General features: G+C 64.0%; 20 protein-coding genes. 7 read left to right on the forward strand and 13 right to left on the reverse strand.

Going from position 1 to position 21,791, the window contains the following annotated elements; genetic code table 11:
- Positions 1-257 precede the first annotated feature (257 nt).
- Together HMPREF9452_RS03100 and glf are read right to left on the reverse strand one after the other, a co-directional pair.
- Positions 258-1,328, reverse strand: coding sequence for a glycosyltransferase family 2 protein (locus HMPREF9452_RS03100; protein WP_009140650.1), 1,071 nt, complete (start codon positions 1,326-1,328; stop codon positions 258-260).
- Complete coding sequence (gene glf, locus HMPREF9452_RS03105; protein WP_009140651.1) at positions 1,321-2,523, reverse strand: UDP-galactopyranose mutase; 1,203 nt, start codon at positions 2,521-2,523, stop codon at positions 1,321-1,323. Before glf ends, HMPREF9452_RS03100 begins: the two co-directional genes overlap by 8 nt.
- 239 nt (positions 2,524-2,762) lie before the next feature.
- On the opposite strand from glf, the gene pta reads away from it, so the two are divergent.
- Positions 2,763-3,743 (forward strand): phosphate acetyltransferase, encoded by a 981-nt coding sequence (gene pta, locus HMPREF9452_RS03110; protein ID WP_009140652.1) that lies wholly within the window; start codon positions 2,763-2,765, stop codon positions 3,741-3,743.
- A 240-nt stretch (positions 3,744-3,983) separates the two neighbouring features.
- Here the strand turns inward: pta and HMPREF9452_RS03115 are convergent, their stop codons facing one another.
- From HMPREF9452_RS03115 to rnd, 11 genes are all read right to left on the reverse strand, one after another.
- Positions 3,984-4,799: a gamma-glutamyl-gamma-aminobutyrate hydrolase family protein gene (locus tag HMPREF9452_RS03115; RefSeq protein ID WP_009140653.1), complete on the reverse strand. Its 816-nt coding sequence runs from the start codon at positions 4,797-4,799 to the stop codon at positions 3,984-3,986.
- Between the two features lie 101 nt (positions 4,800-4,900).
- Positions 4,901-5,656, reverse strand: coding sequence for an amino acid ABC transporter ATP-binding protein (locus HMPREF9452_RS03120; RefSeq protein WP_009140654.1), 756 nt, complete (start codon positions 5,654-5,656; stop codon positions 4,901-4,903).
- 21 nt (positions 5,657-5,677) lie between these two features.
- The gene (locus HMPREF9452_RS03125; protein WP_009140655.1) at positions 5,678-6,508 is read right to left on the reverse strand and encodes an amino acid ABC transporter permease; all 831 of its coding nucleotides are present in this window, start codon (positions 6,506-6,508) and stop codon (positions 5,678-5,680) included.
- The gene (locus HMPREF9452_RS03130) at positions 6,505-7,164 is read right to left on the reverse strand and encodes an amino acid ABC transporter permease (RefSeq protein WP_009140656.1); all 660 of its coding nucleotides are present in this window, start codon (positions 7,162-7,164) and stop codon (positions 6,505-6,507) included. Before HMPREF9452_RS03130 ends, HMPREF9452_RS03125 begins: the two co-directional genes overlap by 4 nt.
- 106 nt (positions 7,165-7,270) lie before the next feature.
- A complete protein-coding gene (locus HMPREF9452_RS03135; RefSeq protein ID WP_009140657.1) occupies positions 7,271-8,254 on the reverse strand; it encodes a glutamate ABC transporter substrate-binding protein in 984 nt (327 codons plus the stop codon).
- A 240-nt stretch (positions 8,255-8,494) separates the two neighbouring features.
- Entirely contained in the window at positions 8,495-9,664 is a 1,170-nt protein-coding gene (locus HMPREF9452_RS03140) for an acetate/propionate family kinase (RefSeq protein ID WP_009140658.1), read from the reverse strand.
- A 182-nt stretch (positions 9,665-9,846) separates the two neighbouring features.
- Positions 9,847-10,182: a histidine triad nucleotide-binding protein gene (locus HMPREF9452_RS03145; RefSeq protein ID WP_009140659.1), complete on the reverse strand. Its 336-nt coding sequence runs from the start codon at positions 10,180-10,182 to the stop codon at positions 9,847-9,849.
- A gap of 66 nt (positions 10,183-10,248) precedes the next feature.
- Positions 10,249-10,515, reverse strand: a complete 267-nt coding sequence (gene xseB / locus HMPREF9452_RS03150; RefSeq protein ID WP_009140660.1) for an exodeoxyribonuclease VII small subunit — start codon at positions 10,513-10,515, stop codon at positions 10,249-10,251.
- A gap of 189 nt (positions 10,516-10,704) precedes the next feature.
- Positions 10,705-12,156: an exodeoxyribonuclease VII large subunit gene (gene xseA / locus HMPREF9452_RS03155; RefSeq protein ID WP_009140661.1), complete on the reverse strand. Its 1,452-nt coding sequence runs from the start codon at positions 12,154-12,156 to the stop codon at positions 10,705-10,707.
- A 667-nt stretch (positions 12,157-12,823) separates the two neighbouring features.
- Entirely contained in the window at positions 12,824-13,519 is a 696-nt protein-coding gene (locus HMPREF9452_RS03160; RefSeq protein ID WP_009140662.1) for a zinc metallopeptidase, read from the reverse strand.
- 204 nt (positions 13,520-13,723) lie between these two features.
- Complete coding sequence (gene rnd, locus HMPREF9452_RS03165; RefSeq protein ID WP_009140663.1) at positions 13,724-14,857, reverse strand: ribonuclease D; 1,134 nt, start codon at positions 14,855-14,857, stop codon at positions 13,724-13,726.
- Positions 14,858-14,953: 96 nt separating this feature from the next.
- Between rnd and HMPREF9452_RS03170 the strand changes: the two genes are divergently transcribed.
- The 6 genes from HMPREF9452_RS03170 (at position 14,954) to HMPREF9452_RS03200 (ending at position 21,296) form a co-directional block, all read left to right on the forward strand.
- Positions 14,954-15,871, forward strand: a complete 918-nt coding sequence (locus HMPREF9452_RS03170; RefSeq protein ID WP_009140664.1) for a diacylglycerol/lipid kinase family protein — start codon at positions 14,954-14,956, stop codon at positions 15,869-15,871.
- A gap of 464 nt (positions 15,872-16,335) precedes the next feature.
- Entirely contained in the window at positions 16,336-16,899 is a 564-nt protein-coding gene (locus HMPREF9452_RS03175) for a hypothetical protein (protein ID WP_009140665.1), read from the forward strand.
- Between the two features lie 258 nt (positions 16,900-17,157).
- Positions 17,158-17,709 carry a hypothetical protein gene (locus HMPREF9452_RS03185; protein WP_009140666.1) on the forward strand — a complete coding sequence of 184 codons (552 nt, stop codon included), beginning with the start codon at positions 17,158-17,160 and terminating at the stop codon, positions 17,707-17,709.
- Positions 17,710-17,737: 28 nt separating this feature from the next.
- Complete coding sequence (locus HMPREF9452_RS03190) at positions 17,738-19,498, forward strand: ABC transporter ATP-binding protein (RefSeq protein ID WP_009140667.1); 1,761 nt, start codon at positions 17,738-17,740, stop codon at positions 19,496-19,498.
- A complete protein-coding gene (locus HMPREF9452_RS03195) occupies positions 19,491-20,237 on the forward strand; it encodes an energy-coupling factor transporter transmembrane component T family protein (RefSeq protein ID WP_009140668.1) in 747 nt (248 codons plus the stop codon). Before HMPREF9452_RS03190 ends, HMPREF9452_RS03195 begins: the two co-directional genes overlap by 8 nt.
- Before the next feature lie 114 nt (positions 20,238-20,351).
- Entirely contained in the window at positions 20,352-21,296 is a 945-nt protein-coding gene (locus tag HMPREF9452_RS03200) for an RsmB/NOP family class I SAM-dependent RNA methyltransferase (protein WP_009140669.1), read from the forward strand.
- The last annotated feature ends 495 nt before the right edge of the window (positions 21,297-21,791 follow it).

The raw sequence follows: 21,791 nt of genomic DNA on the forward strand, positions 1-21,791 counted from the left end.
GCGCCCGCCCGCTTGCGCGCTCACCCGCTCGCGCTCGGCGTCGCACGCGGGTCGCACCCCGCTATCTCACCTGATGAGCCCCGCCTGGGTCGCGGAAACAAAAGAAAGGAGCGGGCGGACCTTTATCGTCCACCCGCTCCTAAAGAAACGCGTTATGTCGATTCGCAACTCAGCATGCCGTCATCGCTGCGAAAACCGCGCCAGGCGGGCAAAATCGCACCGACCGTGAAAGCCGCGCCAAGCACGCAAAGCCCGCGCTAGTTGAACTTGAAGATCTTGCCGGCCAGGTGATACAGGCCGATAGTGGTCTTCTCCCCCATCTTGGACGGCAAATTGGTACCCATACCGATCACGCCGTAGCGGGCGTGGCGGTACATGCGCTCGTCGTAAACCTTTAGGTCGTGCCACAGATCTTTCAGGCTCTGCGGTGCGGCGGGGTCGTCAGAAAGCTTGGAGAACACGGAGCAGATCGCCATCATCATGGTGAAATAGCCCATCATGTAGTTGCGCAGACGGGGCTTCTCAACATCCTCGTAGAGATGGTAGGCCTCCATCATGATGCGGGTGATGCGGAACTGCTGGTCCAAGCGCTTGACCATGGTGGCCTCGTTGACGCTCTGGCCCTCGCGACCAATAAAGTAGCGGTACAGGTCGATGTCCGCGTAATAGATGGTCTTGCAGCGCGGCAGGGGCACGTAGGCGTAGATGTTATCCACGTAGAACGTGTGCGCGGGCAAGGGCAGGTCGCCGTCCAAAAGCACGTCGCGGCGGTAGCACAAGCTGTGCATCAGCAGGTTTTGGCTAGGCAGGAAGCGACCGATCTCATCCCAAGAGAAAACGCGCTTGCGCGGCAAGGCGGTCTTGTAGCTGATGGTGGTACGGGTCCCCTCATACACCTTCTCGTACACGTAGTTGGAGATGAAGAGGTCCACGCGAGTGTCGCGCTCCTCGAAGCCGCGCAAGATGGAGAGCATGGTAGAGAGCGCGGAGGCATCCAGCCAGTCGTCCGAGTCGACCACCTTGTAGTAGGTACCCGTAGCGTTGCGCAGGCCGGCAAGCACGGCCATGCCGTGGCCGCCGTTTTCCTGGTGCACGGCGCGGATGATACCAGGATAGCGCGCTTCCCACTCGTCGGCCTTCTGCGGGGTCTCGTCCTTAGAGCCATCGTCGACAATGATGATCTCGATGTCAGCGGCGTAATCACTGCCCTCAAGGACGGACTCCACGCAGCGGTCGATATCCGCGGCGGCGTTGTAGCTGGGGATGCCGAAGCTCAAGACCTTGTGGGTCCCGGCTTCGACGGAGTGCCGGTCTTGGTTGTTATGCATGGCAGGAAATGATTTCGTCCGAAAGCTCGAGGGCGGAATTGGTCACCGCATCCATGTCGTAGTAGCGGTACTCGGCAAGACGACCCACCGGATGGAAGTTGGTCACGCTGGAGACGCGCTCAAGATAGCGCTCGTACAGCTTGCGGTTGTCGGGGTCGATGATCGCGTAATACGGGGTCTGGCCGCTACCGGGCTCGTAGGCGTGGCTGTACTCCTTCATGATGGTGGTCTTGCCGGGGACAACCTGGCCCGTCATGTTCTTGAACTCGGTGATGCGGGTGTAGTCCTCGCTCACGGTGTAGTTGACGGTGCCCACGGGCTGGAACTGGTCCACGTCCAGGGTCTCGAACTTCATGTCGAGGGTGCGGTACGGCAGGGCACCCAGGTCCAGGTTGAACAGCTCGTCCAAAGGACCGGTGTAGACAACCTCGCCGCCGTAGACCTCGCCGTTGACCAGCACGCGGCCCTCGTCGATAGTGAGCAGGTCGCGCGCGTCGACCTCGCAGAAGACGTCAATCAGGTCGTGCTCCAGCATGTTGGCGAACAGCTCGGTGTAGCCCTCCTTGGGCATGCCCTGGTAGGGAGCCTGGGGGAAGTAGCGGTCATCATCGCCCACAAACACGGGCACGCGGCCGGTGACGGAAGGGTCGATCTGGTCGGGCGTCTGGCCCCACTGCTTCATGGTGTAGTGCAAAAAGACGTTCTCGTAGACGTAGTCCGCGACCTCCTGCAGGTCGGGGTCGTTCTTCACGCGCAGCTCCATGATGGGGACCTTCTTGTTCTCGCCAAAGGTCTCCACCAGCTTGCGGTAGAGCTGCTCGCCGCGCTCCTCGCCAAAGGCAAGCTTGAGGCTCTGGTGGTTGAAGGGAACGGGCATCAGGGTGCCGTGCACGTTGGCGAGCACCTTGTGCTGGTAGTCCGTCCACTCGGTGAAGCGGGACAGGAAGGAATGAACGCGCTCGCTGTACGTGTGGTAGATGTGCGGACCAAACATATGGACGAGGATGCCGCTCTCATCGTAATAATCGTACGCGTTGCCCGCGATATGGTCGCGGCGCTCAAGGACGGCGACGCGGAACCCCACGGTCTCGGCAAGGCGGCGGGCGCACACGGCGCCGGCGTATCCTGCGCCAACAACGATCATGTCGTACTCATGCGGGTTGAAGCCAGTCGGAAGACCAGAGGTGATCTGCATCGAAACTCCTTGGACAGGCCCGCAGCAAGGCGGGCGCTCGAATTACGTGTTGCACAGTTGTGCGTATTGTCAGAGCGATTATAGCGCTTGCCGCCGTATAATAACCTACGTCACACAAGGAAAGCTCAACATGCCTAGCTGAATGCGACGCGCAGCGCAGACCACCGTTCCCGACGCGGGCGGGATGGCAAGCCGAACAACAACTGGACACAAGGGCGCTCTAGATTTTGAGGAGAATGATGAGTGACTTTCTGACCCGTATGAAGAATGCGGCAAAGGCAGACAAGAAGACGATCGTCCTGCCCGAGGGCGAGGACCCGCGCACCATCGAGGCTGCTAAGAAGATCGTCGAGGAGGACCTCGCCAACCTGGTCATCCTGGGAAACCCGGACGAGATCGACGTCCCCGGCGCCACCGTCATCGACCCGCGCAACGCCGAGAAGCATGAGGAGTACGCGCAGAAGTTCGCCGAGCTGCGCGCCAAGAAGGGCGTCACCATCGAGCAGGCCCGCGCCCAGGTGATGGACGCCACCTACTTTGGCACCATGATGGTCAAGATGGGCGACGCCGACGGCCTGGTCTCCGGCGCCTGCCACTCCACCGCGGACACCCTGCGCCCCGCGCTTCAGATCCTGAAGACCGCCCCCGGCACCAAGCTGGTCTCCGCCTTCATGATCATGTGCACCAAGACCCCCGAGTTCGGCGCAGACGGCACCCTGGTCTTCGCTGACTGCGGCCTCAACATCGCCCCCACCTCCGACGAGCTGTCCGAGATCGCCATCGCTTCCGCGAACTCCTTCAAGACCTTCATGGGCGACGTCGAGCCCAAGGTCGCCATGCTCTCTTACTCCACCATGGGCTCCGCCGGCGGCGACACCGCCAAGAAGGTCCAGGAGGCAACCGCATTCGCCAAGGAGAAGGCTCCCGAGCTCGCCATCGATGGCGACCTGCAGCTGGATGCCGCCATCGTTCCTTCCGTCGCCCAGCTCAAGGCCCCCGAGTCCAAGGTCGCCGGCCATGCCAACGTCCTGGTCTTCCCCAACCTCGAGACCGGCAACATCGGCTACAAGCTGGTCCAGCGCTTCGGCGGCGCCGAGGCCTACGGCCCCATCCTGCAGGGCATCGCCAAGCCGGTGAACGACCTGTCCCGCGGCTGCTCCGCAGACGACATCGTGGGCGTTGTCGCCATCACCGCCGTCCAGGCTCAGATGGCCAACTAGCGCATCCGCCCGCGCGATCGCGTCTAGAGCGCGACTAGCTTCGCGGAAACCACGCTCGATAGCTACCAAAAACGGAGGTCCCCCTCATAGACGGGGCCTCCGTTTTTTTCATGCATGCCCCCACGGGTTCGCGCATGCATCTACCTATGCGTCTCTGGACGAGGACGAGCCGCGCGATGCATCCCCATCGCAGCGCCGACGCTGCCGCAACCGCCAACGCGTCCCTACCGGCACGCACCCCTACCTGCACGCCTCCACAAACGCCCGCCAAATGGCGAAGTCCGTGGCAATGCGCTGCCAGGTGTACTCGGGGTGCCACTGCACGCCCAGGCAGAAGCGGGCGGACGGCACCTCGATCGCCTCGGGGATGCCATCGGTGGCGCGGGCGACCAGACGGACGCCCTCCCCCATCTTGTCCACGCAGCAGTGATGGCTCGAGTTGGCCTGGATCTGCCCGGCGCCACCGATGCAGCGGGCCAGAAGCGTGCCGTCCTCAACGTCCACGGGGTGCGCGGGATCGGTCAGCACCATGGCGTGGCGCCACAGACCCGTGCCCTCAAGCGGGGCGATGCCGGGCACGTCCATGCACAGGCTGCCGCCCAGGGCCACGTTGAGCAGCTGCATGCCGCGGCAAGTGGCAAAAAGCGGCTTGTCAAGTTCTAGCACGCGGCGCACCAGCTTGAGCTCGAACGCATCGCGAACGCCGCACAGCAGCGACTCATCATACGGGGATTCATCGCCCCAAAGTGCCGGGTTCACGTCCTGGCCACCGGGAACGGCGACGCCGTCGCACATGGCGAGCATGGTCTCCAGCACGTCGTCGTCATCGGTAAGCGGCATCATCAGCGGCAGGCCGCCGGCGGCCAGGATAGCGTCGGCAAAGACGCACGCCATGGCCTCTTCCGGGGCAAGCTGCTCGGGAACCTCCAGTGTGCGCTCCATCTCCTGCCAGCGCGGGGCGACCAGGATCACGGGGCGCTTGGAGGGCGCGTCGGCCGCACCGGGCGCGCCGTTCGCGCTGGACGCGGTAGTCATAGTTGGCGCAAAAGTAGTCATGCTGGGAGTACCTCCATGCAAGTAGAAAGCAAACAATGGATTTGTGCGGCCCGGACTGCGACAGGCGCTCGCGCGGGCCAAGCCTCAAGCGGGCGCAAAAGCTAGTGGCCCTTGATGGAATCCAGGAAGTCGCGGGCGCGCTGGGTCTTGGGATGGTCGAAGAACTCCGCCGGCGTCCCCTCCTCCACGATCTGGCCGTCCGCCATAAAGACCACGCGGTCCGCCACGCGGCGCGCGAAGTTCATCTCATGCGTGACAACCACCATGGTCATGCCGCCGCGGGCAAGCTCCACCATAACGTCCAGGACCTCGTTGATCATCTCCGGATCGAGCGCGCTGGTGGGCTCGTCGAACATCATGGCCTTGGGATGCATTGCGAGCGAGCGAGCGATGGCGGCGCGCTGCTGCTGGCCGCCGGAGAGCTGGGCGGGCGACTTGGCAGCCTGCTCGGCCACGCCCACACGGGCGAGCAGCTCCATGGCGCGGGCCTCGGCCTCGTCCTTCTTCATCCCTAAGACCTCGATGGGACCCAAGGTGACGTTTTGCAAGATGCTCATATGGGCGAACAGGTTGAAGCTTTGGAACACCATGCCAAGCTCGGCGCGCATACGGGTGAGCTCGCGGCCCTCTTGCGGAAGCGGCTCGCCCTCGATGAGGATCTCGCCGGAATCGATGGTCTCCAGGCGGTTGACGGTGCGGCACATGGTGGATTTGCCCGAGCCCGAGGGACCCACCACAACCAGCACCTCGCCCTTATGGACGGTGAGGTTGATGTCTTTAAGGACGTGCAGGTCGCCGTAGTGCTTGTCCACATGGCGCAGCTCGATGATGGGTTCAGTTGAGATTTGCTGTGTCATAGCTCTTCCGTTCCAGAATGCCTAGCGGATGATCTTGACGCCGGTGCGGTTGGCCACCGCGACGGACGCCTTGTTGATGGCGTAGTTGATGAGGATATAGATGAGGGCGATGGTGAAGTAGACGGAGACCAGCGCGTCATAGCTGGTGATGAGCACGCGCGCGTTCTGCATGAGGTCCGGGTAGCTTACCACGTAGGCGACGGTGGTGTCCTTGACAACGACCACCAGCTGCGAGATCAGCGAAGGGATGACGTAGCGGACGGCCTGGGGCAGCACGATCTTGCGCATGGTCTTGGCCGGCGACAGGCCGATGGACATAGCCGCCTCGACCTGGCCCCTGGGCACCGCGTTGACGCCCGCGCGAAAGACCTCGGCCAAAACGCCGGAGGCCGCGAGCGCCACGGGCAGCGTCAGCATCCAAAAAGAGGACATCTTGATGCCGTACTGCGGAACCACCAAAAAGAAGAAGTAGATCAATAGCAGGCTGGGAACGCCGCGAAAGAAGTCGATGACCACGCGGCAAGCGGCGGAAAGGGGTTTGATCTTGCTGACGCGGCCCAGCATGAGCAACATGCCCAGCACCAGCGAGATGGCGCCCGCGGTAAGCGCCACGCGGACGGTGCCCGCGAATCCCTGCAGCAAAAAGCGCCAGGTAGACCACTCGAGAAAGAACGTCCAGTAGCGCGGGTCCAACTGGCCGGTGGCGTAGAAGCGCTCCAAAATCGCCAGCAAGATGCAGGCGACCACCACGGCGGACACGGCGGTGCCCACCATGATCTTGCGCTTGGTCTTGGGACCCGGGGCCTCGTAGAGCGCATCGCGCATAGAGGTTGCGTTTCCGTGTGAGCTCATCGCAGGATCCTCACCTTCTTGTCGATGCGGTTACCCACCAGGCCGATCACAAAGGCGGACCCCACGTACGCCAGAGCGGAGATAAGGAAGGCCAGGATGCCGCCGGTGGCGCGCGTGTTGACAAAGGACACCACGCCGGTGAGCTCGCGCGGGTTAAGCGGTACCTGGGATCCCAGGGCGGTGGTGAGCATGACGGCGATCAGCAGGTTGGTCATGGGGAGCACGGTGGTGCGCAGCGCCTGCGGAATCACGATTTTACGCAGGATCTGACCAAAGGAGAGGCCGATGGAGCGAGCGGCCTCGATTTGCCCCACGCCGATGGTGTTGATGCCGCTCATGAAGTTCTCCGACCCAAAGGCCGAACCCATGAGCACCGTGGTGGCCACCACGCAGGTGCGGTAATCGAGCACGACGCGCAGGTTGGGCAGGGCGTAGACGATGATGATGAGCAGCGCCACGCCCGGGATGTTGCGAAACACCTGCACGTACAGGTCTCCCACCATGCGCAAGGGCCTAAAGGGCGACACGCGCATAACGGTGATGAGCACGGCCAGCACCATCACCATGGCGAACGAGGCCGCGGTCATGCCCCACGTCACCAAAAGGCCGTTGAGGTAGTCTTGCCCGTATGTGGACAAGAGCTCGGAAATCCCCATGTATCCCCTCCTTATACATACATGGGCCCACCGCAAGCGCGGAAGGCCCATACTCGTCAATACACCGCCCGCGATGATGCGGGCAAAGATGTGCTTTCAGCGAGCGCTATGCGCCGATCGCAGGGGGCTCGGGAACGTCGTCGATGCCGGCGCGGTCACCGATGCAGACCTGCCAGAGGTCCGCCCACATGCCCTCGTCCTCGATCTTCTGGAGGAACTCGTTCACAAACGCAACGCCGTCGGAATCCAGCGGCAGGCCGATGCCGTAGGCGTCCACCGGGCCAAAGGGGTCGCCCGCCAGGCGGTACTTGCCGGGCTGGCGAACCATGCTGCCCAGCAGCATGTTGGTGTCGATAACATAGGCGTCGACGCGGCCCTGGGACAGCGCGGTGCGAGCCTCCTCATCCGTCTTGAACTCCTGGACGGTAGCCTTGGGAGCAAACTCCTCCAGGATGGCCGGGCCGGTGGAGCCGGATTGGGCGGCAACGTTCTTACCGGCGAGGTCGTCCACGGAGTTGATGTCCTTGTTGTCGGCCATCACCAAAATGGACTGCTGGGTGGTGTAGTACGGACCGGCGAAAGAGATGACCTTCTTGCGGTCGTCGTTGATGGAGTAGGTGGCGAAGACCACGTCGACCTGATCGTTCTGCAGAACGGACTCGCGCGTGTCGGAAGTGACCTGGGTGTCCTCGATCTTGGCGGCGTCGCCCATGATGTAGCGGGCAAGCATCTGCGACAAGCCGGCGTCGAAGCCGCGCAGCACGCCGTCCTTCTCGTTGAGCAGGCTGAACAGCATGGAGGTCTGAACGCCGCCCACGCGCAGGACGCCGGCATCCTTCACCTTGGTAGCCCAGGTGCTGGCAGCGATCTTGGCGTCGTCAGCGGCGGGGATGGAGTCGATCAGCTGGTCGTAGGCGTCCGCGTCGATCTGAACGGTCTCGTCCACCTGCTCGTCCGTGGAAGAGGAGGAAGCGGGGGCAGAGCCCGCGGTCTCAGAGGAGCCGCAAGCAGCAAGGCCAAGAGAAGCGAAGATACCCAAGCCGGCAGCGACGGCGCTACGGCGGGAGATGCTGTGCTCGGAAAGAGTCATTGAGAATCCTTTCGCTTGATTGAACGTTTATCTACAACATTCGGCAGATATTGGTAACAGTGTATCCGCTTTTTCCGCGGTTAATCCTACTAATTCTCTATGACATACATTCGAAACTCAACAGAAAAGGTCGCAGCACCCGCGAGAATCCACAGAATAGCTGCCTGAACGCACGCAAAAGGCCCGCCGCCGGCGTGTATACCGGAGACGGGCCGAATAGGTCGCTATAAAAGAAGGCGATTAGCCGAGCAGGGCCTCGACGTCCAGGGCGATCATGAGCTCCTCGTTGGTGGGGACAACCAGGCAGGTGATCTTGGAGTTGGGCGTGGAGATGACGCGCGGGTCATCGGAGCGGACGGCGTTGAGCTCGGGATCAATCTCGACGCCCAACCAGGCGAGCTTGTCGGCGACGCGCTGGCGCAGCTCAACGGAATTCTCGCCGATGCCCGCGGTGAAGGCCATGGTGTCGACGCCGCCCATGGAGGCAGCCATCTCGGCGAAGAGCTGGCCCACGCGATAGGAGAACATCTCGAGCGCCATCTCGCAGTTCTCGTCGCCCTTATCGGCGCCCTCGCAGACGTCGCGGGAGTCGGAGGAGACGCCGGAAACGGCGAGCAGGCCGGACTGCTTGTTCATCATGGTGTCGATCTCGTCGATGCTGTAGCCACCGACGCGGCTCAGATAGAAGACGGTTGCGGGGTCCAGGGTGCCGCAACGGGTGCCCATGACCAGGCCGTCGAGCGGGGTGAGGCCCATGGTGGTATCCATGCAGTGGCCGTCCTCGATAGCGCACAGGGAAGCGCCGGAACCCAGGTGGCAGCTCACGAGCTTGTGGGCCTTGCCCTCCATGAACTCGTTGACGGTGCGCCAGATGAAGCGGTGGCTGGTGCCGTGGGCGCCGTACTTGCGGACGTGGTGCTTCTCGACCACGTCGCGGGGCAGGGCGTAGCGCCAGGCGCGCTCGGGCATGTTGTAGTGGAACGCGGTATCGGGGACGATGACGTTGCCCAGCTCGGGGAACATGTCGCGGCAGATCTCGATGACGTCGGCCTCGGCATAGTTGTGCAGCGGGGCCAGCGGAGCGACCTCGCGGACCTGGGCCAGGGTCTCATCGGTGACCACGGCGGACTCGGGGAAGTACCAGCCGCCCTGGACGACGCGGTGGCCAATGCCCTCGACGGGAGCGTCAACGGTCTCGAGGATCTCGAACACGTGCTTGATGGCAGTGCGGTGATCGGGCAGGGCGACCTCCAGGGTCGACTTGCCGGCGCCCTTCTCCTCGTGGCCAATGAAGGAACCGTCGATGCCGATGCGCTCGCAGTTGCCCTTGGCAAAGACCTCACCGGACTGGGTGTTGAGAAGCTGGTACTTCAGGCTGGAGCTACCAGCATTGACAACGAGAACGTTCATGTGTCTCCCATCTTGTAATCTCTTCGCCCCGCGGGGCGACATGCCTATTGCATACCGTTCCTAATCATACGCCATACGGCGATTGGAGCGCGGCACGTTTAGGCGGAATGCTTGACTGTGGCCCATGGACTAGCGAACCATGTGCTTAAGACCATGCCGGGCCACACGCTTGAGCCGGGTCTTTAGACCAGGTTCTCGCCCAAGGGCTTGCCGCCGAGGACGTGCATATGAAAGTGGTGAACGGTCTGGCCGGCGACCTCGCCGGTGTTGGCGATCACGCGGAAGCCGTCGTCCAGGCCCTTGGCGCGGGCGACCTCAGAAACGGCGTTGACCATGGCTGCCAGCACGTCCGCCGGTACACCGTCGATGATGTTGGCGTAATGGTCCTTGGGGATGACCAGCGTGTGGACCGGCGCCTGAGGTGCCAGGTCATCGAAGGCGATAACCTTATCGTCCTCATACACAACGGTGGAAGGGATCTGGTGAGCTGCGATCTTGCAGAAGATGCAATCGTCCATAGCGGTTCCTCTCTAAGCGGGTTTGGTCGATGGTGCCGTATGCGGCGCGGGCGCCACGCCCCTATTCTAGAAGCTAAGGCCGTCCGTGGTGTCGGCAGACTCGCCGGCGACCAAGGTATCTCCGCCGTCGATATCCTTCATGAGGACGGAGACCTTCTGCTCCGCGGCGGCCAGGCGAGCGCGCAGGCTCTTGAGCAGCTCCGCGCCGCGGGTGTAGCCCTCCAGGGACTCCTCGAGCTCAAGGTCGCCGGACTCAAGGTTGCGGATGATGCCCTCCAGCTCGATGGAGGCCTCTTTGTAGCTGAGCTCCTCAACGCTTTTGTTCTGTGCCATGGTTTTTTCTCCTATCAACCATCTGCTAGCCAACAATCATCTGCTAGCTACCGATTATCTCTCAATACAAAGGCCCTTCAAGCGCCAACACGGGCCGCGGCCAGATGCGGGTCCCGGGCAACGCGCGGCTTCGGGGGCCTACGCGGGCCCCAAACCGCTTCGACCGGCGGGGCGCACCGGCAGGCAGCGCTAGTCCACGGTGCCGGACGGCTCCACGCGGTCGACCGTGCCGTACACGTCGCCGTCCGCCAAGCGAACGCGCAGCCGCGATCCGGGGGCGAAGGCGGAGGTGGACGTCGCCACGCGATCTTGCGAGTACGCGATGGAGTAACCGCGCGCAAGCACGCCCAACGGCGAGAGCGCGTCCAGCTTGGCGGCGCCCTGCGCCAGGCGCGCCGCCGGCTCGCTCAGCATGGCGGGACCCGCCGCGGAAAGCCTAGAGGCCGCCAGCTCCAGCGCGTGGCGCTTCGCGGCCAAACCGGACGTGGACGCGGCCAGGCGCGGCGACAACGCATCGAGCTCGCGGGCGTAGCGCTGTTGGGATTGGACGAGCGCGGACGAGAATCGCTCCGCGGAACGCGCAAGGTCCATCGAGCGCTGCTCGACCATAAACGCGGGCCGCATGAGGCACGGGCGCGACGCGGAGGCCGCAAGCGCGGCATCCATCTGCGCCAGGCACTGCGTCATGGCGCGCCCGGCGCGCATCGAGGAGGCGTCCAGGTCCGCGCGCGCGGAGGCGGCCATGGACGTGAACGACTGGACCAAACGATGCTCGCGAGCCGCCAGAAGCTCCGCGAGCTCGGTGATGGCGGGGGCCACGGACTCCGCCGCCGCGGTAGGCGTGGAGCAGCGGCGGTCGCCCACCATGTCGCAAATGGAGGTATCCGGCTCGTGCCCAATACCGGTCACCACGGGCACGGGGCAGGCCGCCACCGCGCGGGCGAGCGACTCGTCGTTAAAGGTCATAAGGTCCTCGAACGACCCGCCGCCGCGCACCAGCAGGATGCAATCGGGCGCGGGCGTGATCGCCGCGGCGCGGCGGAGCCCCTCGATAAGCTCCTCGGGCGCGCCCTCGCCCTGCACCTTGGACCCCACGCAGATAAGCTCCACCAGCGGGTTGCGTCGGCGCAGCGTGCGCTTGACGTCGTCGATAACGGCGCCGGACAACGACGTGACCACGGCGACGCGCGAGCAAAAAGCGGGGATACGGCGGCGGCGGGACTCGTCCATAAGACCCTCGCGGCGCAGCTTCTCGGCCAGCGCCGCCACCTGCTGGCGCAGCATGCCCTCGCCCGCAAGCGAGAACGAACGGGCGACAAAGCTCATCTTGCCCTGGGCCTTATAAAGGTTGAACGAGCCCGTGAGATGAACCTGCATGCCGTCGCGCAAATCGAACGCGCGCTTAAGATAGGTCCCTTTCCAGATGATGCAGTCCATGGCGGACGAATCGTCCTTTATCTGGAAATAGCAGTGGCCGCTGCGGGCGTTGGGGCCGCGAAAGCCCGTGACCTCGCCCAAAACGCACAGCTGCGGAATGCGGTCCAGCGCCCCGGCGGCGATGTCGATCGCCTGCGAGACGGAGACGGCGTCTTCCTCCTTAGCCGGCGCGCTCGAGGCTCCGGTAAGGTTCCAACCATCCATGGGCAGCCCTCCTTTCACGTTGTTGCACATCAATGCGTCCCCGCGCCTCCGCGCGCGCCGATCCCTCGCGCGCATCGAGGCGCCCGCTGGGGGCGTCGCTTTATGGTTCCCAGTCTACCGCCTCGCCCGGACATATGTTGAAAAAGACATCTAACAAGGCAAGCCGCTGCGGATGCTGCAGACGATTCCGATGTGAACGATGCGCGCGCGGAACGGCGGTCTACGAAGCGCAAGGCGACGTCCGTCTGGGCACCCAGCTTTAAACCGGATGCCCTTTCGTGCGCATGAGGCCGCGTGTTTGTACGTTTGGGCGCCCGGCCCATATCTGGGTGCCCAAACGCACAACCCAAGCAACGCTATTGCACGAATGGGCACCCAGAACGAAACCCGGTGCCCAAACGTACAACCCACGCACGGTCTTAGGTACAAAAGGGCACCCAACTCAAAGATGGGCGCCGCAACGTACATAACGGCGAACAGACCAGAAAGCAAAACTGCAAGGCCAACTCCGCACCCGCCGCAAAGCGGGCGCGCACAAAAAACGGGCGCCCGAAACTCGGACGCCCGCAAGCAGCATCTATGTGCAAAGCGCGGAAAAGCCCGCAGCCACAGGACCGCGTCGCAAACCGCCCGCAAGCCCGCGGTGACGGCGCCGCCAGACGCTCCCCTACTCGTCGTCGCGCGTGCGGCCCATGATATAGAGAAGCTGCAGCACGCTCGTCAGCGCGGCGGCCACGTAGGTGAGCGCCGCGGCGGTCAGCACCTTCTTGGCGCCGCGCACGTTAACCTCGCCCATGCCGGACTGCTCGATGTAGGCAACCGCGCGGCGGCTCGCGTCGATCTCTACGGGCAGCGTCACGATCTGGAACAGCACGGAGAACGAGAACAGGGCGATCGCCAGCGTGGTGAGGCCTGCGATGTTCATAAAAACGCCCGCCAGCAGCACCAACATCCAGATGCTCTGGGTAAAGTTGACCACCGGCACCAGGGCGGAGCGAAACTTCATCATGGCATAGCCGTGCTCGCGCTGGGCGGCGTGTCCCGCCTCATGGCACGCCACGGCGACGCTTGCGACCGAGCCGCCGGAAAGGTTCTCGCGCGACAGGTACAGATTGTTGTCGCGCGGGTCGTAGTGGTCGGTAAGGTGGCCGGAGACGCCGCGGATGCCAACGCGGCCGCAGCCCAGCGAGTCGAGCATGCGGCGCGCCACCTGCTCGCCCGTCTCGCCACCGGAGGGCACGCGCGACCACTTGCGATACGTCGAGTTGATGTAGCTTTGGGTAAGCCCGCCCAGCACCAGCGAGATAATGACCAGCGCCAGATACGCCGGGTCCATGCCAAAGCCGTAATACATGGGATACATTTGCGAAAAAGCTCCTTGCCATAAACCTGGGCCGCACGCCGGCGGCCGCGATCACATGGATATTCACATGGGTACGCTTATACCCAGCCATCCCAAGTTATGCATGCGGGCAAGGAGCCGTACCAGAAGCCCAAAACCCCGCGGGGCGGACGCGGCGGGGCCGTGCCGCACCGGATAGCGCTCGTCGCGCCCCAAACGCGGGCGCTATAAGATCTCGAGCGCGCGGTCCTTCACGGTAAGGCCGATGTCGCCGTTCAGCAGGTCGTCGATCAGGGTGCCGACCAGCTCGAAGCGCCAGCCCTCGCGAAGCGGGCTATCCTGCGGGTGGTCGACGTAATCGACCAAATCGTCGCGCGAGGCGATCATGGCGGTGGCCACGCCGGAGCGCTCCCCCACCAGGCGAATCAGCGCGTACATAAGGTCGATCACGCTCTCGAGCTCGGGCGATGCGGGCTTATGCGTGCGGGCGATAAAGGGGTACTTGTCCGCCGGGCAGCTCTCGCCGCGGGCGATAACGGAAAGCGCGCCGGCCACGTCGGCGTCAGACAGCTGCTCGGTTCCGCGCACGCGGCGCAGCGAGGCGGCGTCATGCGGCGGGCGCTTCGACAGCGCGATCAAGACCTCGTCGGACATAAGCCACTTGCGTGGAATGTTGGAGTACTCAGCCCTGGCCTCGCGCCAGGCGGCGAGCTCGCGCGCCACGGCAAGCTGGCGGCGGGTAAGCGAGTTGACGCGCTTGACGCGCTTGAAGGCGACGCGGCGATCGACCACGTAATGCGAGCGGTCGGTCAGCGGCTTGATCTCGTCCAAAACCCAAGACGCGCGGCCGGATTTATCCAGACGCTCCATGATCACGTCGTAGGCCTTGATAAGGTAGCGCACGTCGTCCAGGGCGTACTCGATCTGCTCGGGGGTGAGCGGACGGCGGGACCAGTCCGTCAGCGACTCGCTCTTGGGCAGGGTCACGCCGCAAAACGCGTGCACCATGCCGTTGTACGAGGCCTGCATGCGCTCGCCCAAAAACGCCGCTGCCACCTGCGTGTCAAAGATGGGGGCGGGCAGGGCGCCCAGGGTGTAGTTGAGCACCTCCATGTCCTGCGAGCAGGCGTGGAACACCTTGACGGTGCCCTCATCGCGCATAAGGATCGCTAAAGGCGCCAGGTTGTCGATGGCGATGACGTCTATGACCACGCACTCGTCCGGCGTGGCGACCTGCACCAGGCACAGACGCGGATGATAGGTGCGCTCGCGCAAAAACTCGGTATCGACCGCGATGGCGTCGAAGCGCGCCGCGCGTTCGCAAAAAGCCGACAGTTCTTCATACGTGGAGATATACATGCCTCACCCATAGATGTGGTTTGAGCCCCGCTCGCGGGGGTAGGATTACGACACTGTAACTATACTCGGCTTCGCTCAAGAATAGGAACATTCCGCATGCGCTGTCTTATCATTCACAACCTCGCCTCAGGACCCAAGTCCGACGAGATCTTCACCTTTGCCCAATTCCTCTCCCAGACAGGGGACGAGGTGGTCATGCGCTTTCTGGGCGATGGCATGGAGCCGGAAGACGCGACCGCGGACGTAGGCCAATTCGACCGCGTGGTGGTATCCGGCGGCGACGGCAGCGTCTCCAACGTGCTCAACCACATGCGCAACACCGGCGTGCCCATCTTGGTGTTCCCCTCCGGCACCGCAAACCTGTTCTTCAACAACATCGGCAACGCGCCGGAAGCCGCGGCCCTTGCCGCCGCCTGCCATGCCGGCAAGACCGCCAAGGTGGACATGGGCGAGATCTCTTGGACGGACGAGGAGGGCACGGAGCGCAGCCACGCGTTCATCATCATCGCCGGCACGGGCTTCGACGCCGCAATCATGGAGAAGGCGGAGTCCACCAAGGGCGACATGGGCGAGATCGCCTACATGCTCTCCGCGCTGGCGACGCCCTCCCCGCAGGTGGCGCACTTCACCATCGAGTGCGACGGCGAGGTCCATGAGCTGGACGGCATAGGCTGCATGGTGGGCAACACCGCCGTCATCCAAAATGAGATCAACCTGTTCCCGGACTGCCGCATGAACGACGGCATGATCGACATCGTGGTCATAGAGCCCGCCAAGACTGTGGAGCTTCTGCCCACGCTGATCGCCGGCGTGCTGGACAAGACCGGAAAGGCCATAGGGCGCCCGCAGTTCACCATGTTCCAGGCCCGCGAGGCCCACGTCGCCTGTAGCCCCTCCATGGGCATGCAGTTTGACGGCGAGCTCATCCACAGCAACGCCGGCAGCTTCAGCGCCCGCGTGATCCCGCAGTGCCTGGACCTCATCATCGACGGCTTCTCGAACCTCACCGAGTAGCCGCGTCCGCCCGCCCGCCGCATGGCAGCCCGACCGCCGCATGGCCGCCCGACCGCGCCGTAACAAACTCGCAACGAGAAAACGAATTGCGTTGCGCCCGCCCGCCGCTATGCTATAGTTCCTTCCAACAAATGGGGACAGCCCCAAACCTCGATTCCGCGAAAGGAGATGCCGACATGATCAACGCAGCCAACAACTCCGTGATGAACTGGTGGTGGCGCGATGCGATCTTTGTCGGTCGACGGTGAGTCCTATCGCGCCAGAATCTTCTAGCAGCGAACTTTTTAGGCCTCCGGTTTGACCGGGGGCCTTTTTTCTTACCCCGGCAACCACATCGACCGGCACCGCGCATCGCGCGCCTCCACCCCCACCAGCCCACCGGCACCGCGGCCCCGCGCAAGCGGCGCACCCGCAACCACCTTGCACCACCGGCGCAAACGCGCACGCACCAAAAGGAGCACACCATGTCCCAGAACACCGCCGCCCGCACCGTCACCGCCAACGACCACGGCAAGCTCGATATCCGCGCCCTGGTCCTGCTCGCCATCCTGCTGGCAGCCGGCCTCATCCTCAACTTCACCGTGGGCAAGGCCATCTCGTCCATGTCCGCCGGCATGATCAGCCCCGAGTTCATCATCTCCGCGTTCTGCCTCACCATCCTCATCATCCGTCCCAACATCGGCCAGGCGCTGGTGATAGGCCTCATCTCCGCGGCCGTCATCCAGATCACCACCACCTCGCCCTTCATCGACTTCGCTGCCGAGGGCATCTCCGCCATGGTCATGGCCGTCATCGTCCGCGCCGGCATGCGCGGCGGCGCCGCCAAGGTCACCCCGCTGGTCGGCACCTTTGTCACCACCCTGCTCTCCGGCGTGATCTTCATGCTCATCAAGATGGCCATGGTGGGCGCCGCTGGAGAGCTCGCCGCCGCCATGCTGCCCGTGGTCGCCGCCACCGCCGTCTTCAACGCCATCCTGGTTCAGGCCCTCTACATCCCCATCAAGAAGGCTCTTAAGCTGGACGATTAGCCCTCAAAGGCCCTTCGCCCTCCCCTCGATTCATCCCACCCAACCGCCCTTCCATCCTCGCGGTCGGCGAGGCACCGCAGCATCGTCGCCCGCACTTTCTCCAAGCGCTGCCGCGCCAAAAACCACCCGCAAATCAAATACGCACCAAAAGCATCCGCCCGCAAGCGGTATAGGCCCCGCCGTGCCAAGACGCCATGCCGCCTCCCCACCCAAGGACCCCGGGCGAATGCGGACGAAAAACCCAAGAGAGGAAACACCATGGACCAGAAACCCCGCACCCGCACCGTCGCCGCCTCCAGCCGCGGCGCGCTGGACATCTCCGCCATCGTCCTGCTATCCGTCCTGCTGGCAGCCGGCTTCATCCTCAACTTCACCCTGGGCAACGCGCTTGCCATAACCGGCATCAAGCCGCAGTTCATCATCGCCGCCTACTCGCTCGCCATCCTGCTCACCCGCGCCAACCTCACCCAGTCGGTGCTCTACGGCCTCATCTCCGCCGCGGTGATCCAGCTCAGCACGTCGGTCCCCGGCCTCAACTTTGTAACCGAGGTCGCGGGCGCCCTGGTCATGGCGCTGCTTTGCCGCCTTGAGGTCGCGCCCGCCGGCAGAAGCATCACCCCGCTCATCGCCGGCTTTGTGACTACGCTGGTTTCCGGCGCGCTCTTCGCGGGGCTGGGCACCGTCCTTATGGGGGCCGCCCTTGTTACCGTCACCGCAAAAATCCCCGTTGTGCTGGGCACGGCCGTATTCAATGCTATCGTGGTACAAGCGCTGTACACCCCGTTGAAGGCCGTCCTCAAGCGCGGTTAAGCTCGTTCGTCATCACCAGGAAGACCTCATGCAACCAATCATCCAATTAGAAAACGTCAGCTTCTCCTACAGCCAGGAGGCCTCCCGGGCGCTTACCGACGTCTCGCTTTGCATCGAGCAGGGCGAGTTCGTCGGCGTCATAGGCCCCTCGGGCGCCGGCAAGTCCACGCTGGCCGCCGTGCTCTCCGGCGCCATCCCCCACCATTACAGGGGCGCGTTCTACGGCGCCGCCCGCGTGGAGGGACGCGACACCTGCGAGATCAGCCTCACGGACATCGCCCGCGTGGTGGGCGCCGTGGCGCAGGACATCGACGCGCAGATGGTCGCCTCCGTGGTTGAGGACGAGATGCTCTTTGGCCTGGAGAACTTCGGCGTGCCCCATGACCAGATAGAGGGCCGCATCCAGCGCGCGCTCGCCACCGTAGGAATAGAGCAGCTGCGCGACCGCGAGATCGCCACGCTCTCCGGCGGGCAGAAGCAAAAGGTCGCCATCGCGGCGATCTTGGCCCTGGAGCCCCGCGTGCTTGTTTTGGACGAGCCCACCGCGGCGCTGGACCCGGTGAGCTCGCGCATGGTGTTCGAGACGCTGCGCGAGGTCAACCGCGTGGCGGGCGTCACCGTGGTGGTCATCGAGCAGATGGTCGCCCTGCTCTCCGAGTTCTGCGAGCGCGTCATCGTGATGAACAAGGGCTCCGTGGCCCTGGACGGCACCCCGCGCGAGGTGTTCGCCCACGCGGAGGACCTGCGCGCCATAGGCGTCGACAGCCCGCGCGTCACCCGCGTCTACAACAGCATGCGCGCCCAAAACCTGCTCGCCGTAGACCAGGCCCCCTGCCTCAACGTTCCGGAAGCGGCCGATATGATCGCCCGCGCGCTGGACGGCCACGCCGCCCCCAACCAAAGCCGTGCCGGCGAGCTGCAGCCCTCTCCCCATGCGCCGGCACGCCCGCACGCCCGGGGCGCCCAGCCGGTGCTTCGCATCGAGAACGCGAGCTTCTCCTACCCCGCCGGCGGCGCCGCCGTGCGCGACCTCGCCATGGAGGTCTACCCCGGCGAGCTGGTGGGCGTGGTGGGCCAAAACGGCGCCGGTAAAACCACCCTTACCAAGCTCATCAACGGCCTGCTCACCCCGTCATCTGGCTCAGTCACGGTCGCGGAGATGGACACGCGCGAGACCCCCGTCTCCGCACTCGCGGCCAACGTGGCCACGATGTTCCAAAACCCGGACCGCCAGATCTGCAAGCAGACGGTTTTGGACGAGGTCGCCTTTGGCCTCGAGCTCCACGGCGTCGAGCGCGAAGACGCCCTCGAGCGCGCGCAGGCGGTCATCGACCGCTTTGGCCTGCCCGCGGACCAGGCCCCCTTCTCGCTCTCGCGCGGCCAGCGGCAGATGGTGGCCCTGGCGTCCGTCGTGGTCATCGAGCCCAAGCTGGTGCTTTTGGACGAGCCCACCAGCGGCCTCGATTACCGCGAGTGCATGACGGTCATGCAGACGGTGCGCGACATGGCCGAGCGCGGCTGCGCCGTGGTGATGGTATGCCATGACATGGAGGTTGTCTCGGACTTCGCCGATCGCCTGGCGGTCATGGCGAACGGCCGCATCCTGGAGCGCGGGCGCACGGCGGAGGTCTTCGCCAACACCGGCCTTATGCGCGAGGCGAGCATCACCCCGCCTCAGGTGGTCGCCCTCTCCCAGGCGCTCGCGCACACCGTGTCGCCCGCCTTCGCCTCCATCACCGAGGTCTCCCAGATAGTCGACACCGCAAAGGAGCTGATCGAGCGTGGTTAACGTCATCGACTACGTACCGGGCGCCACCGTGCTGCACCGCCTCAACCCCGTCGCCAAGCTGGCGCTCGCATCGGGCATCATCATCGCCACGTTTCTAGCCGCCTCCTACCCCGCGCTGGTGGGGCTGCTTGTCATCACTCTGGCGCTGGGCGCCTATGCGGGCGTCTTCAGCCGCCTGGCGTCGCTTCTCAAGGTGCTTCTGCCGCTCGCCGCCATCATGCTGGTGCTGCAGATGATCTTTGTGCAGGGAGGCGAGCGCCTGGTGGGCTTTGTCACCAGCGAGGGACTCGTCACCGGCTCAAAGGCCTGCCTGCGCCTGCTGGGCGTGGCGCTGCCCTTAGTGCTGGTGCTCACCGTCACCAAGCTCACGGACCTGGCGAACGCCTGCGTGGAGATCTTGCACGTGCCGTACCGCTACGCCTTCGCGTTCACCACGGCGCTTCGCTTTGTCCCGCTCTTTGGCCAGGAGATGAACGCCATCATGGAGGCGCAGACCGCCCGCGGCGTGGAGTACGACACCAAGAACCCCATCAAGAAGCTCCAGCTCATGCTGCCTTTGTGCATTCCGCTGCTTATCTCGTCCGTAGGCAAGACCGACGCCACGGCCCTTGCGGCAGAGCAGCGCGGCTTCTACCTGCGCACGCGTGAGAGCTCCTATAAGCGCTACCCCCTGCAGGCGCTCGATTTCGCAGCCATCGCCGTCGCGGTCGCCCTCATAGTCGCCGGCGCGCTCATGTAGCCCGCGCCGCTCCAAGAGCACCGCGCCCCCCGGCCCCGCCGCACATTCAAACTGCTTTCTGGCACAATAGAAGGCGCCCCAAACCGGGGCGCCTTTTTAGTTACGGAGATAACCATGAGCACACCAGACGGCATCCCCGCCTTCCTTGTCCAGCAGGTCCAGGCCGCATACAGCGAGGACATCGCGAACCAGATATTCGACGGATACCAGCAAGCCGCCCAGCGGCCCACCACCCTGCGCGCCAACACCCTCAAGGCGAGCGCGGACGATGTCGCCGCCGCGCTCGATGAGGCGGGCATCCCCTACGAACACGTCCCCTGGTATAAGGACGCCTTTGTGGTGGACGCGCCCAGCGAGCGCGACGTCTGGGGCATGGGCATCTACCGAAAGGGAGGCATCTACCTGCAAAGCCTCTCGTCCATGCTGCCCCCGCTGGCGCTCGCCCCGCGAGAGGGGGCGGACATCCTCGACATGTGCGCCGCACCCGGAGGCAAGACCTCGCAGATCGCCGCCCTCACCCACGGCGCGGCGCACATCTGCGCCTGCGAGCTCAACGTGCCGCGCGCGGAGAAGCTGCAGTACAACATGGATAAGCAGGGCGTTACCAACCTGCAGATCATGCGCGTCGACGCTCGCAAGCTGGACGAGTTCTTCAGCTTTGACCAGGTCTTGCTAGACGCCCCCTGCACCGGCACGGGCACCGTGCGCGCAGGCGATCCCAAAGCGGAGAAGCGCATCACCCAGCAACTGCTCTCGAAGGTGACCCGTTCGCAGCGCGCGCTACTCGACCGCGGCCTCACCGTGCTCAAACGCGGCGGCACGCTCATCTATTCCACCTGCTCGATCCTGCCCGAGGAAAACGAGCTCATGCTCGCCTCGGTCCTCAAGCGCCATCGCGACTGCGAGCTGGTCCCGCTCGACCCTCAAGCGCTCGCAGCCGCTCCGGATAACCCGGAGCTCGCCCTTCCCTGCCTGCCGAACGGGTTGGAAGGCACCATCACCGTGCGCCCCACCCGCCTGTTCGAGGGCTTCTTTATCGCCGCGATCAAGAAAGCGTAGGCGAAGCCGCCTTAAAGCTCGCAACCCACCGCTTGTGCCCGCCTTAGCGCGGGCACAAGCTATTTACCGCAAGGACCTCACGCGCACGGGAGCGTGCATAACCGCATGCATCGCTGTGATACCCTTCCCATACCGGCAAAACCAGCCACATCCTTCTTGCTGTGCCAAATAACGCTTTAGTGCGGAAAGGACAGCGTGTCAAAAAAGGGCTTAGTGCGGAAGTTTGGTCAAATAGTGCGTTAGTGCGGACTGGAGGGGCTCCAACAAGCTTTCCCTATTCATCAGGCAGCATCGCCTGAGCCCTCTAGCTTGGGCGATGCGAGCGGCCTATTCATAAGGTACCCTTGCTACATCTCTTCGCTTCCGCACTAACGCATTATTTTTCACGCTGGGGTCCGCACTAAGCGACTATTTGTCCTAAGCCCCGCACTAACTCAATATTTGTCCCAACTGGATTCCGCACTAAGCGACTATTTGACACTCGGGGAGGCAGGG

The organism is Collinsella tanakaei YIT 12063, assembly GCF_000225705.1.
In the GTDB taxonomy this organism is placed as follows: Bacteria; Actinomycetota; Coriobacteriia; order Coriobacteriales; family Coriobacteriaceae; genus Collinsella; species Collinsella tanakaei.

What these genes read in the sequence shown, in the direction of transcription:
- pta (WP_009140652.1), top strand. Translation starts at nt 2,763, where the DNA reads ATGAGTGACTTTCTGACCCGTATGAAGAATGCGGCAAAGGCAGACAAG.
- xseA (WP_009140661.1), bottom strand. Translation starts at nt 12,156, where the DNA reads ATGGATGGTTGGAACCTTACCGGAGCCTCGAGCGCGCCGGCTAAGGAG.
- HMPREF9452_RS03145 (WP_009140659.1), bottom strand. Translation starts at nt 10,182, where the DNA reads ATGGACGATTGCATCTTCTGCAAGATCGCAGCTCACCAGATCCCTTCC.
- xseB (WP_009140660.1), bottom strand. Translation starts at nt 10,515, where the DNA reads ATGGCACAGAACAAAAGCGTTGAGGAGCTCAGCTACAAAGAGGCCTCC.
- HMPREF9452_RS03140 (WP_009140658.1), bottom strand. Translation starts at nt 9,664, where the DNA reads ATGAACGTTCTCGTTGTCAATGCTGGTAGCTCCAGCCTGAAGTACCAG.
- HMPREF9452_RS03175 (WP_009140665.1), top strand. Translation starts at nt 16,336, where the DNA reads ATGTCCCAGAACACCGCCGCCCGCACCGTCACCGCCAACGACCACGGC.
- HMPREF9452_RS03190 (WP_009140667.1), top strand. Translation starts at nt 17,738, where the DNA reads ATGCAACCAATCATCCAATTAGAAAACGTCAGCTTCTCCTACAGCCAG.
- glf (WP_009140651.1), bottom strand. Translation starts at nt 2,523, where the DNA reads ATGCAGATCACCTCTGGTCTTCCGACTGGCTTCAACCCGCATGAGTAC.
- HMPREF9452_RS03115 (WP_009140653.1), bottom strand. Translation starts at nt 4,799, where the DNA reads ATGACTACTTTTGCGCCAACTATGACTACCGCGTCCAGCGCGAACGGC.
- HMPREF9452_RS03125 (WP_009140655.1), bottom strand. Translation starts at nt 6,508, where the DNA reads ATGAGCTCACACGGAAACGCAACCTCTATGCGCGATGCGCTCTACGAG.
- HMPREF9452_RS03160 (WP_009140662.1), bottom strand. Translation starts at nt 13,519, where the DNA reads ATGTATCCCATGTATTACGGCTTTGGCATGGACCCGGCGTATCTGGCG.
- HMPREF9452_RS03135 (WP_009140657.1), bottom strand. Translation starts at nt 8,254, where the DNA reads ATGACTCTTTCCGAGCACAGCATCTCCCGCCGTAGCGCCGTCGCTGCC.
- HMPREF9452_RS03100 (WP_009140650.1), bottom strand. Translation starts at nt 1,328, where the DNA reads ATGCATAACAACCAAGACCGGCACTCCGTCGAAGCCGGGACCCACAAG.
- HMPREF9452_RS03170 (WP_009140664.1), top strand. Translation starts at nt 14,954, where the DNA reads ATGCGCTGTCTTATCATTCACAACCTCGCCTCAGGACCCAAGTCCGAC.
- HMPREF9452_RS03120 (WP_009140654.1), bottom strand. Translation starts at nt 5,656, where the DNA reads ATGACACAGCAAATCTCAACTGAACCCATCATCGAGCTGCGCCATGTG.
- rnd (WP_009140663.1), bottom strand. Translation starts at nt 14,857, where the DNA reads ATGTATATCTCCACGTATGAAGAACTGTCGGCTTTTTGCGAACGCGCG.
- HMPREF9452_RS03200 (WP_009140669.1), top strand. Translation starts at nt 20,352, where the DNA reads ATGAGCACACCAGACGGCATCCCCGCCTTCCTTGTCCAGCAGGTCCAG.
- HMPREF9452_RS03130 (WP_009140656.1), bottom strand. Translation starts at nt 7,164, where the DNA reads ATGGGGATTTCCGAGCTCTTGTCCACATACGGGCAAGACTACCTCAAC.
- HMPREF9452_RS03185 (WP_009140666.1), top strand. Translation starts at nt 17,158, where the DNA reads ATGGACCAGAAACCCCGCACCCGCACCGTCGCCGCCTCCAGCCGCGGC.